The sequence below is a fragment of the Peribacillus sp. FSL H8-0477 genome (genome assembly GCF_038002765.1).
GTDB lineage: Bacteria > Bacillota > Bacilli > Bacillales > DSM-1321 > Peribacillus.
In genome coordinates, this window is the sequence record NZ_JBBODE010000001.1 from 744,072 (window position 1) to 757,932 (window position 13,861).

15 protein-coding genes are annotated in these 13,861 nt (G+C 37.0%); 4 read left to right on the plus strand and 11 right to left on the minus strand.

Annotated features, from left to right (window positions below):
* Nucleotides 1-24 precede the first annotated feature (24 nt).
* The 4 genes from MHI18_RS03815 to MHI18_RS03830 are packed head-to-tail and all read right to left on the minus strand — an operon-like array spanning nucleotide 25 to nucleotide 4,206.
* The gene (locus MHI18_RS03815) at nucleotides 25-888 is read right to left on the minus strand and encodes a type II secretion system F family protein (RefSeq protein WP_340846089.1); all 864 of its coding nucleotides are present in this window, start codon (nucleotides 886-888) and stop codon (nucleotides 25-27) included.
* A gap of 5 nt (nucleotides 889-893) precedes the next feature.
* Complete coding sequence (locus MHI18_RS03820; protein WP_340846090.1) at nucleotides 894-1,844, minus strand: type II secretion system F family protein; 951 nt, start codon at nucleotides 1,842-1,844, stop codon at nucleotides 894-896.
* 21 nt (nucleotides 1,845-1,865) lie between these two features.
* Nucleotides 1,866-3,092, minus strand: a complete 1,227-nt coding sequence (locus MHI18_RS03825) for a CpaF family protein (RefSeq protein WP_445669947.1) — start codon at nucleotides 3,090-3,092, stop codon at nucleotides 1,866-1,868.
* Entirely contained in the window at nucleotides 3,085-4,206 is a 1,122-nt protein-coding gene (locus tag MHI18_RS03830) for an AAA family ATPase (RefSeq protein WP_340846091.1), read from the minus strand. Before MHI18_RS03830 ends, MHI18_RS03825 begins: the two co-directional genes overlap by 8 nt.
* A 607-nt stretch (nucleotides 4,207-4,813) precedes the next feature.
* Here MHI18_RS03830 and MHI18_RS03835 point away from each other — a divergent pair.
* The 3 genes from MHI18_RS03835 to MHI18_RS03845 are packed head-to-tail and all read left to right on the plus strand — an operon-like array spanning nucleotide 4,814 to nucleotide 7,482.
* Nucleotides 4,814-6,229: a TcaA second domain-containing protein gene (locus tag MHI18_RS03835; RefSeq protein ID WP_340846092.1), complete on the plus strand. Its 1,416-nt coding sequence runs from the start codon at nucleotides 4,814-4,816 to the stop codon at nucleotides 6,227-6,229.
* Nucleotides 6,230-6,253: 24 nt separating this feature from the next.
* Complete coding sequence (locus tag MHI18_RS03840; protein ID WP_340846093.1) at nucleotides 6,254-6,910, plus strand: hypothetical protein; 657 nt, start codon at nucleotides 6,254-6,256, stop codon at nucleotides 6,908-6,910.
* 17 nt (nucleotides 6,911-6,927) lie between these two features.
* Entirely contained in the window at nucleotides 6,928-7,482 is a 555-nt protein-coding gene (locus tag MHI18_RS03845; RefSeq protein ID WP_340846094.1) for a GNAT family N-acetyltransferase, read from the plus strand.
* Between the two features lie 42 nt (nucleotides 7,483-7,524).
* Here MHI18_RS03845 and yiaA read toward each other — a convergent pair whose 3' ends face one another.
* The 3 genes from yiaA to dapF form a co-directional block, all read right to left on the minus strand.
* Nucleotides 7,525-7,995: an inner membrane protein YiaA gene (yiaA, locus tag MHI18_RS03850; RefSeq protein ID WP_340846095.1), complete on the minus strand. Its 471-nt coding sequence runs from the start codon at nucleotides 7,993-7,995 to the stop codon at nucleotides 7,525-7,527.
* Between the two features lie 562 nt (nucleotides 7,996-8,557).
* Complete coding sequence (locus MHI18_RS03855) at nucleotides 8,558-8,770, minus strand: hypothetical protein (protein ID WP_340846096.1); 213 nt, start codon at nucleotides 8,768-8,770, stop codon at nucleotides 8,558-8,560.
* Between the two features lie 39 nt (nucleotides 8,771-8,809).
* The gene (gene dapF / locus MHI18_RS03860; RefSeq protein ID WP_340846097.1) at nucleotides 8,810-9,787 is read right to left on the minus strand and encodes a diaminopimelate epimerase; all 978 of its coding nucleotides are present in this window, start codon (nucleotides 9,785-9,787) and stop codon (nucleotides 8,810-8,812) included.
* 82 nt (nucleotides 9,788-9,869) lie between these two features.
* Here dapF and MHI18_RS03865 point away from each other — a divergent pair, with 82 nt between their 5' ends.
* Entirely contained in the window at nucleotides 9,870-10,163 is a 294-nt protein-coding gene (locus tag MHI18_RS03865) for a hypothetical protein (RefSeq protein WP_340846098.1), read from the plus strand.
* 46 nt (nucleotides 10,164-10,209) lie between these two features.
* Here the strand turns inward: MHI18_RS03865 and MHI18_RS03870 are convergent, their stop codons facing one another.
* The 4 genes from MHI18_RS03870 to MHI18_RS03885 form a co-directional block, all read right to left on the minus strand.
* A complete protein-coding gene (locus MHI18_RS03870; protein WP_340846099.1) occupies nucleotides 10,210-11,514 on the minus strand; it encodes an NCS2 family permease in 1,305 nt (434 codons plus the stop codon).
* 174 nt (nucleotides 11,515-11,688) lie between these two features.
* On the minus strand, nucleotides 11,689-12,261 hold the full coding sequence (locus tag MHI18_RS03875; RefSeq protein ID WP_340846100.1) for a beta-class carbonic anhydrase: 573 nt from the start codon (nucleotides 12,259-12,261) through the stop codon (nucleotides 11,689-11,691).
* 93 nt (nucleotides 12,262-12,354) lie between these two features.
* Nucleotides 12,355-13,155: a hypothetical protein gene (locus MHI18_RS03880; protein WP_340846101.1), complete on the minus strand. Its 801-nt coding sequence runs from the start codon at nucleotides 13,153-13,155 to the stop codon at nucleotides 12,355-12,357.
* A gap of 135 nt (nucleotides 13,156-13,290) precedes the next feature.
* Entirely contained in the window at nucleotides 13,291-13,848 is a 558-nt protein-coding gene (locus MHI18_RS03885; protein WP_340846102.1) for a hypothetical protein, read from the minus strand.
* Nucleotides 13,849-13,861: the final 13 nt, after the last annotated feature.

The window sequence follows — 13,861 nt, forward strand, 5'->3', positions numbered from 1 at the left end:
TTTAATTCCTCCATATAATTTTTTTTATAATATTGATATTGCCGGATAACCTACAATAATCATCATGGCAATAAAAATCAAGATTAGTGGAAATACGAGCTTCGATGAGGCTTCTTCCCCCTTGGTTCTGGAAATACTTTTCCTTTTTTCCCATAGGACTGTTGATAATTCTCGAAGTGAAATTATTAGATCCTGACCGCCTTTTCGGTAGTTAAGCAGGACCGTAGTAGTAAATAGAGACACTTCCTGTATTCCGCATTTTTTGCTAAATTCATTCATGACATGTCCGAAAGGTTCATTGCTGGTAAGTTTATTCACTGTCACCTTTAGTTCTGCGTATAAAGGTGAGTCATTTTCACCTTTCATCTCAACACAGCGGACAATCGCTTGTTGAACTGTTTCTCCTGCATTAACGAGAAGGATAATTTTATTCACCAATTCAGGCAGCTCAAGGAGGATCTTATTCTTTCGATCTTTTTCCTTATTCGATAATTGGTTGATCATAATCACTGGAATGATAAATGTAAATATACAGCCTGCTAAGAACATAACATGGTCGCCTGAAGAGAGTAAGGCAATCAGAAATGATCCAAGAAAGCAAACTAGTACAATAGAAATGAGTTGAGCGATAAACATGCGCGTATGTTTCAAGGCTTCTCTGCTTCCATGTAAACCAATCATCTTCTGTTGTATATTAGAGACCTGAGTATGAAACCGCTCCATGATCAACCATTTATTCATAATATAAAGAGACACTGGAGCCATAAATAGTAAGGAATATTGCCCGTTCATTTCAGTTATAAAGTCATCGTATTTGTTTCGAGAAACAACTGAAAGAATAAAATATACAACAATAAGCGCCAGCACCAATACCCCATATATAGCCATATCCATCACACCTTAATATTCATAATTCTTTGGCTCAGCCAATATGAGAGTACAAGTAATCCAAGACATACGGTCATTATAATTGGCCCTAAGTTGGACCAGTTATAGAGAGGAGCTAAATAATCACCTGATGAGTATTTTAACAAAGCGATCATTCCGATAGGCATGACTGTCAGGATCCTTGATTCAAATTTCTTTTGGGCAATCATAATTTGGACCTCTTGCTGTATCTCGACCTTTTCTCCAATTATGTCAGCTGTTCTTCTAATGACTTCAACTAAATTACCACCTGTTCGTTTACAGGTAATAAACACATCAGCAAAATTCATAATGTCCTCAAGATCTGAACGATTTGCAAAATCCCGAATTGCTCTCTCAATTGTTTCACCATTTTCCACCCTGCGATTGATGATTTCAAATTCACGTATAATATGCGTGTTAGGGTCCGGATAAAGCATTTTGAGGTCGAAGACAACTTCTCTAAAACTATTTTCAATCGAACGTCCCGCAGCAAGTGAGGAAGATAGAGAGGCAATGGCCTCTTTAAACTGGACCGAAAGTTTATCCTTTCGCTGAAAAAGTAATGAATGTTTCCTCATTTTAGGGAACAGAAGTCCTAGACTACTCAAAACGAAAGCAATAACCATATTTTCATAGAAAAGCATACCTAATAGGAATAACGCAATCATCGCAATTGCTGCATAAAGAGTAAATTCTTTAACTGTCAAGTGATACTCAGAATAATCTATCAAGTGTTTATCTACATTTCTAATTCGTTTCTTTGCAGTTTCTTCCTTAATTTCTCTCGCTTTTTTTGCAAAACTTGTTTCGATAGTTGCAGCTGGCTGACCTTCCACTATCGCTTTCTTTTCAGCTTCTTTCTTTTTATAGTTTATAAAGAAGTAAATTCCAAATATTACAGGGAGCAAGAGCAGGATCAACATGTCTTGATTCATCTTTTCACCTCCTCCTATTAATTATTTGTCGTAGATCCCAGCCATTTTCAATTTAGTAATTGATTGCAGTTTATTTTTTGTAGGCAGAAGCTGACCGATAATTTTGCCATCAGCATCTTCCCCTTCCTCAATAAATTCAAAAAGAGGATTGATTTGTATTTCACCATTTTCTATTCCTATCAGCTCACTGATTGAGACAATTTTTCTCGAATGATCCCTTAGTCTGGATAAATGAACCATAATATCAATAGCAGAGCTGATTTGCTGACGAATGACCTGCACGGGAAGACTCGCCCCGCTCAACACCATTGTTTCTAAACGACTAAGCATATCTGTTGTTGAATTAGCATGACCTGTTGATAATGATCCATCATGCCCTGTATTCATAGCCTGCAGCATATCAAGTGCTTCCGCTCCCCGAACCTCACCAACGATTATTCGGTTTGGGCGCATGCGTAGAGAAGTCTTGATTAAATCACGAATACCAATTTCCCCGCGGCCCTCTGTATTAGCATTTCTTGTTTCCAAACTAACTAGATTTGGTACATTCTTAATTTGTAATTCAGCAGAATCTTCAATCGTTAGTATCCTTTCATCCCTCGGAATAAAATTTGATAAAACGTTCAAAAATGTGGTTTTACCTGAACCAGTTCCACCACCGATAAATATGTTATATTTGGCTTCCACTAGATCCCTTAAGAATTCGGCTGCTTCATTGGTGATAGCTCCTTTTTCAACTAAATCTTCAATTGTAAGAGGTCTTTCGGGAAACTTCCGTATTGTAATGGCAGGACCTTTCAGCGAAATCGGTGGAAGAACAACGTTCACCCTTGAACCATCGTGCAGCCTTGCATCGACGATTGGCGTTGATTCATTGACCACCCGATCTACTTTCGAAACAATTGATTGAATAATATCCTCTAACTTTTGTTGACTTTCAAAAAAAATGTCGACCTTAGAGACTTCCCCATTTCTTTCAATAAAAATTTCTTCATGGCTGTTCACCATAATTTCGGTGATTGACTTATCATCAATAAGCGGCTGTAACACGTCATACCCCCGGAAAGCATTGAAAATCCTATCTACGAGCCAATGCATCTGTGCTGAGTTAAGTTTATTTGTATGTGAATAGTCAAAAACCGCTGCCTCAATATATTCCATTAGTTCATCATTAGGTATGGAATGCATGAGGTCTAGTGTTTCTCTCAATGACTGGATGATGTCCTTTACAATTTTTTCATCAATCAATTTGGACACCTGCCTGATTTCTTTCAGTTAGTTCATTTGTAATGGTCATCAACTCTTTTGTATAAAGCGGATGATAATATATTTGATTTCTCCCAGTGACTTGGGCCCATTCCTGAACATATGGAAGGTAGCCATGTATTGGGAGATTAAAGGATCTGAATTCTTCCGGAAAGTACCCAGTGAAACGATTGACAATAAAAACCGCTTTTCCTTCTATTAAATGAGGATGATCAAACAGCTCCTGCTGCAGTTGAAGCATATGGGCCGTTTTATAAAAACTTTGAACATCATTATTCAGCAGCCACATAATCTGGTGACTTTCTTCAAATGCTGCTAAGGTAAACTCATGAACTGAACTATCTAGATCGATAAGAATGTAATCGTATTGTCCAGTTTCTATTAAGGCCTGAATCAGGATTTTCACATCCTCTTTTTTAATAGCAATCATTTCATCTGGACAAGGTGGTAAATCGAAGTAATCAATATTCGAATCACTGTCATATTTCTTTAAAGCTTCAATTTTTGACAAAAGCTGAGATGGCTTCGCTTTCAGATAGTACAAAATTTGCAAGGATGGAGAATCCTCATTTGAGTGAAAGTATAGTGATGTCGAATTAAATAATTCAAAATTTAAATAAAATACTTTATTTCCTTTTTGCGCCAGTTGTCTACCGATAGATGCAGCAAAAGTTGTTTTTCCTGTTCCTCCAGCAGGTGAGTATACGGATACAACCTTTGTTTTACCCGCATTACCAGCTATACCTGTTAAGCTTGCGTGATGTTCATAATAAGCTGACAAGGTGGATGATAAGAGTTGGTTTAGAGGTTTATATTTAAAAACCCCTTTTCTGTCTTTATTTTGTGCACTCTCATCTTCTAGTAAAAACAGGACTATACCCTTATATTCTAAAAATTGTTCCCTATCAAAGAGATTAGGTTGAATAAGGATTATATCAATTGGCTGTTCTGACTCTATGTATTGTTTTAAACTATCGGAATTTGAAAAAAGTTTAATATCAAACTTCTGATTCAATTTAGAAGATAGAATATACTCCCCGAATGACCTTAGATATAAGGAATCGGTATCTGCAATAATCAGCTGAAGCTTTTTCATTCTATTCACCCACTCCTTTTATCATAGTAAAATCATACCTTAATGTAGTATCGACCCATGAAACTGATTACAATTATAACAATATTATCCATAAATCAACTACAAAAGAATAAAAAACAGTAAAATATGTCTATTTTTGAATAATTATGTATAATAACGAATGAGTTATTAGGTAATTTGACTTATTTTCATTTTGTTTCAAAATAATTCAGGACAATAATTTATAGCTAACTAATAGAATAAGAGCACTAATAACTATAATAATAGGCCCAGTATCGATGAGTTTGTTTTTGTCCGTTATATAATCTCTTAACCTAAGAAACAATTGAGGTGTTTTATGGCTTGAGCTATTTAATATAGTTGTGTCATCATGTTTATCCATCCTTCTCCCTCCTACACTGGAAAAAACAAGACCTCTTTTAATAGGAATAATAACCCAGGAATTTTTTCTTATGTTTTATTACAAATAATATGGTAATCTATACCTGTATTTACAATAAACTACTTCTTTTTTACCGTTTTTAATATATCCCCCAATTAAAGGAAAAAATAACCTGTTTTTGTTAAAATTTTAAAAAAAAAAAAAATAAACTAACGAGGTGGAATTATGAATTGTCCAAATTGCGGACAAACAACAGAAAAGCATGCTGAATTTTGTCCAGCATGCGGGTATAAATTAAGTAATCAAAGACGAAAAGGAAGATTACCGCTCCGTAAAAACGGAATTATTATCATTTCAATTTCTTTATTCCTCATTTTGGCCGCAGTGATTGCTTACCAAACTGGTAAAAGTGCATCTTCTCCAAGTAAGGTTGTCGATTCTTTTCATAAAGCACTAGATGCGGAAGATAGCACTACAGTAACAAAATTATTGGTTTCTGATGTTGATGGATGGAAAGTTAAGAATAAAGATTCTCAAAAACTTTTAGATTATTATAAAGAAAATTCTTCTGACAAGGATCAATTAATCAGGCAATTGAATGAACAGGCAGAATCAGCCGAGGCTGGCCGGAATACTACTATTTATCGAGACGAAGATTATGCGGTCTTTTCTCTAAAGCAAGACGGGAAGAAATGGCTTCTATTTGATCAATATGTTATTACAGTTACCCCAGTGTATTTAAAAGTTAAGGTAGATCAAGATAATGCTCGAATCTTGGTCGATGGGAAGGAACTAACAGCAAAATCCACAAAAGATAAAAACTATAGCTCAGGACCAATAGGACCTGGAAATCACGAAATAAAATCTGTCCTTCCCGGAAAATTCGTCTCTTCCGAGAAGAAAGAAGAAATCTCTATTTATAATGAAAAATATGATGAGGTATTCAAAGAGATTACATTCGACGTAGATGCGATTAAAGTGAATTCTTTTTACGAGGACTCTATTTTATTCATTAATGGTAAACGTACTGATATTGTACTTAACCCTGAATTTACTGACCTTGGCTTGCTTCCAATAGACGGTACGGTCAAACTCCATATTGAAAAGGAACTTCCATGGGGGAACTTTAAATCCGATGAAATAACAGTGAAGGAAGACAATTATATTAAATTTGATGACCTTGCTGTGCTAACGGAGGCAGAGCAAGAGCCCATTATGAACATGCTCAATGAGAATTGGAAGCAATATACAGAAACGCTCAATACTTTGGATGAAAAGAATATGAAGCTCATGCCAGAAAAATCAAGAAAAGGTGTAATGAAGTATGCCAAACGGCTTAAAGGTTTGTCTGGGGGGTATGAGGCCGAATTCGTTAAGGCGGTTTACGTTGTAGATTCATTAAAGATGCCTGTATATAATGCGGATCAAAACCGCTTCGAACTAAAGGTAAAGGCAGAATATACATTAAATGAGCCTCTAAATCATGGCTACTGGGTGCTTATCGATGGAGATAAAGCCACGACAACTTACTTTTTAGACCTCTATTATGATGAAGATGATAAAAGTTGGAAGATTGAAGAGTATAAAGATGGTAGTTTTTATATAATCAGCAGCGATGTTACCAAAACTTATGAATTTTAATCAAACTATTAAAGGAGGCATCTGATGGTTGAGACTCTTTTAAACTATGGACTTTTCTTTATTGGATTTCTCTTATTTATCATATTGCTTGCTGCAGCAAAAAAGTTTCCCATTCTCGGTTATTTTCTTTCTGCTTTAAAATGGATATTTATCGTCGGCTTTCTACTCATATATGGATTGCTCATCATCTTCAGTGTTTCCTTTCTTGCCGCACTCTATATTTCGCTCATCTCTTTATTCGTTACTGAACCTCATTTCTTTGCAGAGGGAAAGCGGCTGGATGTTTTATTGGGTGACCCTATAAATATGTTAGCGTTAGTACGTTTTTCAATTATGTATGGTGTCCTTTATTTTGTCTCTTACATGGGGGCTGGCTTATTTTTGGCATCTTTCAAACTGAACGTATGGGTTTACAATGGCCTCACCTATCTCATTACGATTTTAGCAACCATCTTCGGGTATCCATTGCTCATTCATACTTTCTTCCCTACTTTAGAGGTTACTTATTTAGGGGTCACTTTTCTATTGGCTTGTATCTTTACCATTATGATTAAACAGTTTATTAGAAAAGAATACCGTGCATACCAACGAAGTAGACCGATTTACTACATTATCTACAGACTGATTCCTTGGATAAAAAAAGGGAGTCCTCCTGATAATGAACCATATTTAGATAACTGAAACGGGGAGTTATAAAGATGCGTGGAGAGTTTGTGTATTTAAGGCCTGTTGAGAAAGTGGATATGGATAGTTTTTACCAGGCAGTCCATGACCAGGAAATAAGGTATATGACCGGTACCAGGAATACCTTCACTATGGAACAATTGTATGCACATTATGAAGAAATCACCACTGATCCAACACGTTTTGACTTTGCCATTTGTTTAGTAGAAAGTCAGGAAATTCTAGGTGACCTATCCATTTTAGAAATAGACAAAATTAATCAAAAAGCAGGATTTAGAATATCCTTACATAATACAAACTATTTAAATAAGGGGTATGGCACAGAGGCTGTTCAATTGGCCCTGCAATTTACCTTTGAGGAGCTTAAGTTAAATCGGTTACAATTAGAAGTTTTTTCACATAATAGTCGCGGCATTAAATCTTATGAAAAAGCAGGATTTAAACAAGAGGGGATTATTAGACAATCGATTTATTTAAACAATCACTTTTCAGATGAGATTATAATGGGGATGTTACAAAAAGAATATTTTGACCTTATTCAAACTTTTGATAAAAAGGACAAGGAGTAAATCTCCCTTGTCCTTTTTACTTTTTCGAGAAAAAATAATACCTCAATCTTTTTCCCTTACTCTTTGTGTGTCTCTTATATTCTTTTGAACCGTTATAGCTGCAAATAAACTTAGAACGAATGCCATACCATAAAATCCTTTTTCGCTTAAAATTATACTTCCTGCATTGTATAAACCAATGGCCATTAATGCAATAGATACAATAAGTGCGAACCAACTAATCCCATAATAAATAGTAGTAACTGGCAGTCCTTCATCTTTATCCCTAACTGCTTTTTGTAGAGATATTGCGGCATAAAGTCCGAATACTAACACGGCAAAGTAATAGCCTTTTTCGTTCAATTGCATATTTGCGTTAAATAAACCGATAAGATAAGATGCAACACCTACTAATAGCGCTGCCCAAGAAGCACCCTTGAAGGCTGCAGTCGGTTCCCCTTCTCTCCTTTCTTCTTTTACTTTCAAATCATTTCGTTTTTCTTTTTCTAACGAAACTTCATTATCAATGGACATTAATGTTTTGCCCCCTTTCTTTACAATATAAAATGGAGCACCAGAGAAGTGTAGTACCCCCTTCTTTTATACTATCATATAGAAATAAATGGCAAAATAGATTAAAAATTATTAATTTCTATTTATTTTTCTAAACTGGTAATTTGCTTACCTGTTCGTAGTTGAATAGAGATCTAACAATGAACAGAGGTCGAATCGACCTGAGAAAGGGCCGAATGTTTACCATTTTGGGCCGAATAATCTGGGTTTTGGGCCGAATCATACCGAATTTGGGCCGAATAAAGTGGGTTTAGGGCCAAATGCCAGCCCGAATAGAAAAATAAATCATCAATCCGAACAAAGTAAGCAGGGTTTGTCCAAAAAGGTGTCACTACTAGGCAAAAGCGTATTCAGCTAAGTCAAAAAGAGAAAGATACTCTATTTTCCAAGACCCAACCCGAAAGCCGTCAGTATGGCGATGGCAGCAAGGGTCGAATATTATCGATTTTTGGCTGAACGCCAGCCCGAATAGAAAAATAAATCATCAATCCGAACAAAGTAAGCAGGGTTTGTCCAAAAAGGGTCACAAATAGGCAAAAGCGTATTCAGCTAAGTCAAAAAGAGAAAGATACTCTATTTTCACAAGACCCAACCCGAAAACCGTCAGTATGGTGCTGGCAGCAAGGGCCGAATCAGCTGCAGAATCAGCTGAATCATAGCCCCATAATGAAGGAATATACTCCGTTTTCAGGTCCTTACAATCCAATTCGATAACTAAAAAAAAGACTGTAATCAAACTCCATGATCACCCGAGTTTGATTACAGTCTGAAAGCTTTATTTGATAGATTTTAAGTAGTTCTGCGCATGCTGCTGGAACTCCGCATATTTAATGATTTCATTTGTGTAGGGTTGTTTCTCGAGTACATGATAACTGCTGTCTTTCTTGATGTCGACAGATGCCTGATAGATATAGCTGCCATTTCCAATGAGATCAATCCACGTTTTTGATTGATTATTATGAACAACACATTGTACTTTTCCACCATTATTGTAAACGGAGATTGGCGTTTCAGATTGATTAAGACCCAGCTCACAGGTTACAAGACTTGAGGCGGACATGGCGGTACCACAGGCATTGGTAAAGCCTACACCTCGTTCGTAGGTCCGTACAAAAATTTCGCCTGCTTTCAGCTGTTTAACAAAACTCATGTTGACACCATCTGGGAATAAATCATTTGGGCCGTTTACCTGTGAGGCCAGTTCCTCCTGCAGGTTAGAGTCTATTTCACTCCAGTCAACAAGTGCGATCGCATGTGGATTAGGGACTGCTAACGCGGTGAACGCTATCGTCTCTGACAACGTTGGAAGTGTTTCATTCCGTAATGTATCTTTATCAATAGAAAGCGGCAAATCTGACGCTTTAAAGCTGATTGGTGAAATTTCCACACTGAACGTCGGTATACCTTCATAGATATCAGCTGTTTTTGCTGCAGCTAGGTTCGCTTTCATTGTTTCGATAACCATCTGTTCAATGTTTAATTTCTCATAAACAAATCTAGCCACACAGCGAAGTCCGTTACCGCACATGGAGGCTTCTGTGCCGTCTGAATTGAAAACTCTCATTCTTGCATCAGCTGTATCACTTTTCATGACAAACAGGATTCCATCTGCTCCAAGTTCTCCATCACGTTTACATAATGTTAATGCAAGCTCGCTTCTTTCTGTTTCTGAGAAAGAAAGATCAGTCGTTAATTCATCAATTAAAAGAAAATCATTGCTCGAACCATGGCATTTGAGAATGTCGAGTAACATCGCTGCACTTCCTTTACGAATAATATAAACAATTGTGATAATATATTGGTATCATAGCATTTCAGAAAAGGAAGTGCCACAATTGAAAGTGAAATCCGCCTTCAAAAAATATACTTGCTGGTTTGAGTTTTTTATTAATCCTGATGAACTTTTTCCTGAAATATTCCCTGGGACTAAAAGTGTGGACGTTCGTGCAGCCATTTTATCCGAGCAGCAAGTTGTGTTATGGTCAGGTGTTGTGTCTGTTAAAGTTAATGAATTTGGTATCTTCCCAGAACCAAAACAAGCACGTGAGCTTCCTGTACCAGATACGATTAAGAAAATGTTTCTACTCGAACTCAGACGCTATATTAAACCACAAAAGGCGTTTTTATAAAGAAAGGAGCATTCAACAGTTTCCTGCTGAATGCTCCTTTTTCTATTTACGAGATAAAACTAAAAGAAAGATAGGCCAAGAAGAGTAGTCCAATTACGTACATTGGGACACTGACCTGTTTTCCTTTACCAAGTACTATTTGTATAAATGGATAGAGAATAAACCCAAAAGCCATACCGTCTGCAATGCTGTATGTCAATGGAATCATCGCGATGGTCATTAATGCAGGAATGCTCTCTGAAAGATCACTAAGATTCAAGTTCCGGAGATTTCCGAGCATTAAAAGACCGATCATAATGAGAATAGGTGCTATGGCACTATCAGGAATAATCTGAATGATTGGAAGCAAGAAAATGGAGAGTCCGAATAACACCCCAGTTACTACAGCCGTTAAGCCTGTTCTTCCACCTGAAGCGATGCCGGCAGCTGTCTCAACAGTCGCAACCGTCGGACTGGAGCCGAATAGCCCTGAAAGCATCGTTGAAATACTGGTTGCCTGTAAGGATTTCCGGTATTTGTCCGGACGATTTATGCTTGAAACATGGCCGTGTACTAGTCCGATATTTTCAAACACTAGTACCATGGTCATCGCAAAAACAGCCATCCAAAAATTCAACTGATTGATATCAGCAAATGAGAAGGCAGCGAAAACGCCCGCGTACGATCCCATATCGACCCGGCTAAAAGTGATTTCTGATACATCCAGTGTACCGAAGCAAAATGCAAGAAACGTTCCTCCAACAATCGTCAGTAAGAAGTTCCCTGGGACATTTTTCAGAAATAAGCCAATTGCCAAAAGAAGAGTCAAGACCATCACCAGCACTTCAGGATCATTTAAGTGACCCATCGCTAAAATCGAGCTGGAACCGCTGACGACTAGACCGCCTTTTTCAAGACCTAATAGAAGTAAAAATAGTCCAAGACCAATGGATATCGCTTCTTTTAGTGAATCCGGAATGGCCTCATTAATAATTCGGGCAAATGGAGTAAAAGCAATAACCACAAAGATAGCTCCTGAAAGGAACACAGCTCCTAAAGCTGATTGCCAAGTTAGCCCCATCGTTTGTACCATCGTATAAGCAAATAGAGCATTAACGCCCATTCCTGGTACAAGAATAATCGGCATGTTTGCCCAAAATCCCATTAGAAGACAACTTGCTGCTGACAATAAAACTGTCGCTGTGACTGCTGCTTCGAGCGGAATACCTGCTTCTGCAAGAATCATTGCATTCACAATCATGATGTACACAATCGTGAAATAACTAACTGTACCGGCGAGAACTTCACGTTTCGTTTTCGTCTGGTTTTCAGTCAGCTTAAAGGTCTTCTCTAAAAATCTGTTCTGTTTCATAGTAGTTCCTTTTTACTAGTATCCCTCGCCCGCCCGTTTGTTATATGTGACAAACTACACTCTGTGATTTTACCAGAAAATCTGAACTAATCAACTATCTTTTCTAAGATTTATACAATTTAGACAGATATAGGCTGCCAAATATTTTTGGCAGCCTGGTTGGTTCTATACAATTTATTTTTGTGTCAGCTCATATCCATCAACGATGACATCTAATTTTCCTGTATCAGGTGCAACTACCAGCCCATGAATGGGAATTTCCTTAGGAACAAGTGGATGGTTTCTAATCACACTCACACTATTTTTGATACTCTCTGAAACATCATCGAACCCTCTTAAAAAGTTGCGTAAATGAATACCCGAATGCTCAATTGTTTCAATTGTTTGTTCAGAAATTCCACGATCAGTCATCTTACTGATGATGGAATCCACATTTACGGATGACATGCCGCAATCATGATGACCAATAACAAAAATCTCATCTGCATGTAACTCATAAATAGCCACAAGTATACTACGCATCGCACTGCCAAATGGATGTGACACAATAGCACCAGCAGTTTTAAGGAATTTTACATCGCCATTTCTAATATTCATAGATTTAGGAAGCAGTTCAACCAGCCGTGTATCCATACAGCTTAGCACCAGCATCCGTTTATCTGGGAACTTATCTGTTTCATACTTCACGTATTCTTCGTCATTGACAAACTTTTTATTAAAGTCAACAATTTCATGTAACAATGTCATCTTACTCACCAGTCTTTCTATGTATTTTTTATTTAGTAAACATTATACTAATATTTAATTAATATTGTTCACATTTTGCTCAAAAATAAGTCTTTAGTTGGACCGGTGATTATAAACAGATGCCACATACCCGAGTACCACTATTTTATCATTGTTCTGCGCTGAAGAATGAAAGGTAAGAATAGGTGTGTTTAATTCTTTAAAAATCGCGCTCCATTCTCTTGGCATCCAGCCTTTTTGAAAAGTAACAATGTTAACGCCTGTCTGATTTTTTATTTCGAAATTTGAAAAGAACTTATTAGGATTGACAGTCATCCACTCACTTCCATTTTGCCCACTTATCTCACCTTTAAATGAAAACAAAGCTTCTTTATATGTTTGCCGAAAGGTTCCTATCGCTTCACCATTTACGATCATCGTTACACCCTGTTTGATTCCTCCCCTTAGGTTATATTCAGCCAACATTTCCCCATCCGCTCCATAAAGCCCATACTTTTTCGGTAAAATAATAGAAAGGGCGCTGGGAATTAGCCATAAATACCATTTCATGTTCTGATCGCGAACTTCTCCTACCAGATTGCCATTTGGCGCGAAAAGCAGCATTCGTAACGTTGGAGCTGGTAGAAAGGTTACAAGCAGGTTTTCTTCTTTAAATAAATCACTATTTTTTTGAAAAATCATTTCTGGAAAATTAATCAGCCGATTTTCATAAACTCGATAGCCAATGAAGTGAAAGATAGAAAGCAAAATAAAAGGTCCAGTAATGAAAAACACATTTGTATCGAGTACTTTCATGACCTTTAAAAGAAAAAAAAGAAAGGCTAGGCCTGTACAAGTCCAAGCTGCATAGAAACACATTTTAGCGATTTGATTATAGTAGGTTCGAATATCCATAGCAAACTCCCTTTGGACGTGTTTTTTCCTAAATGGATTACTCTATTAAAACTACTATATTCCTATAAGCACAAAGATAGAAGTATTTACTGTTTATTCGGACATTTTACCTAACAAGGTTCAACTGGGCAACTTTCAATCTGGTTGCTTAATTTCTTTAATTTCAACATTATTTTCCTTTGCCTGGGTAAGGATAGCACGTCGAATGCTCTTAATATAACCGTTCTCATTAACCTGTATTTGGTTTTTGTCATCAAAGGTAATCACGTACGCTCCAGTCTTTTTTTCTGTTTCTAGTGAATACGTTAATTCTTGTATATCGCTCCACTCATAACGATGCGTATCGTTTGAGAAAACCGTTTTATAGACAATCCCAGTTGTAGAAAATGACTGAAAGGTTTGTGAAGCACTATAGAACAGCCATAGACCAACACAGACACATATAAAACTAGCAGTTTTAGACCAATTGCTTCTGTCAAACCAAAATAGGAGAAATAAAGACATAACCAGCAGAAGAAAACCTGCTCCACACACAAAGTAGTTAACACGAGTTGCGACTGTCACCCAGGTATCTGTGGATTCTTGGAAGAGGTTGATCAAGGTCTGAGGAAGAATAAAAAGCAAAATAGGAGAAATAAACAGCAGGCCGACCGATAGAGCTAAGTAAATATGTCTCGGTTCTTCATTATACATCTTACCCCTCTTT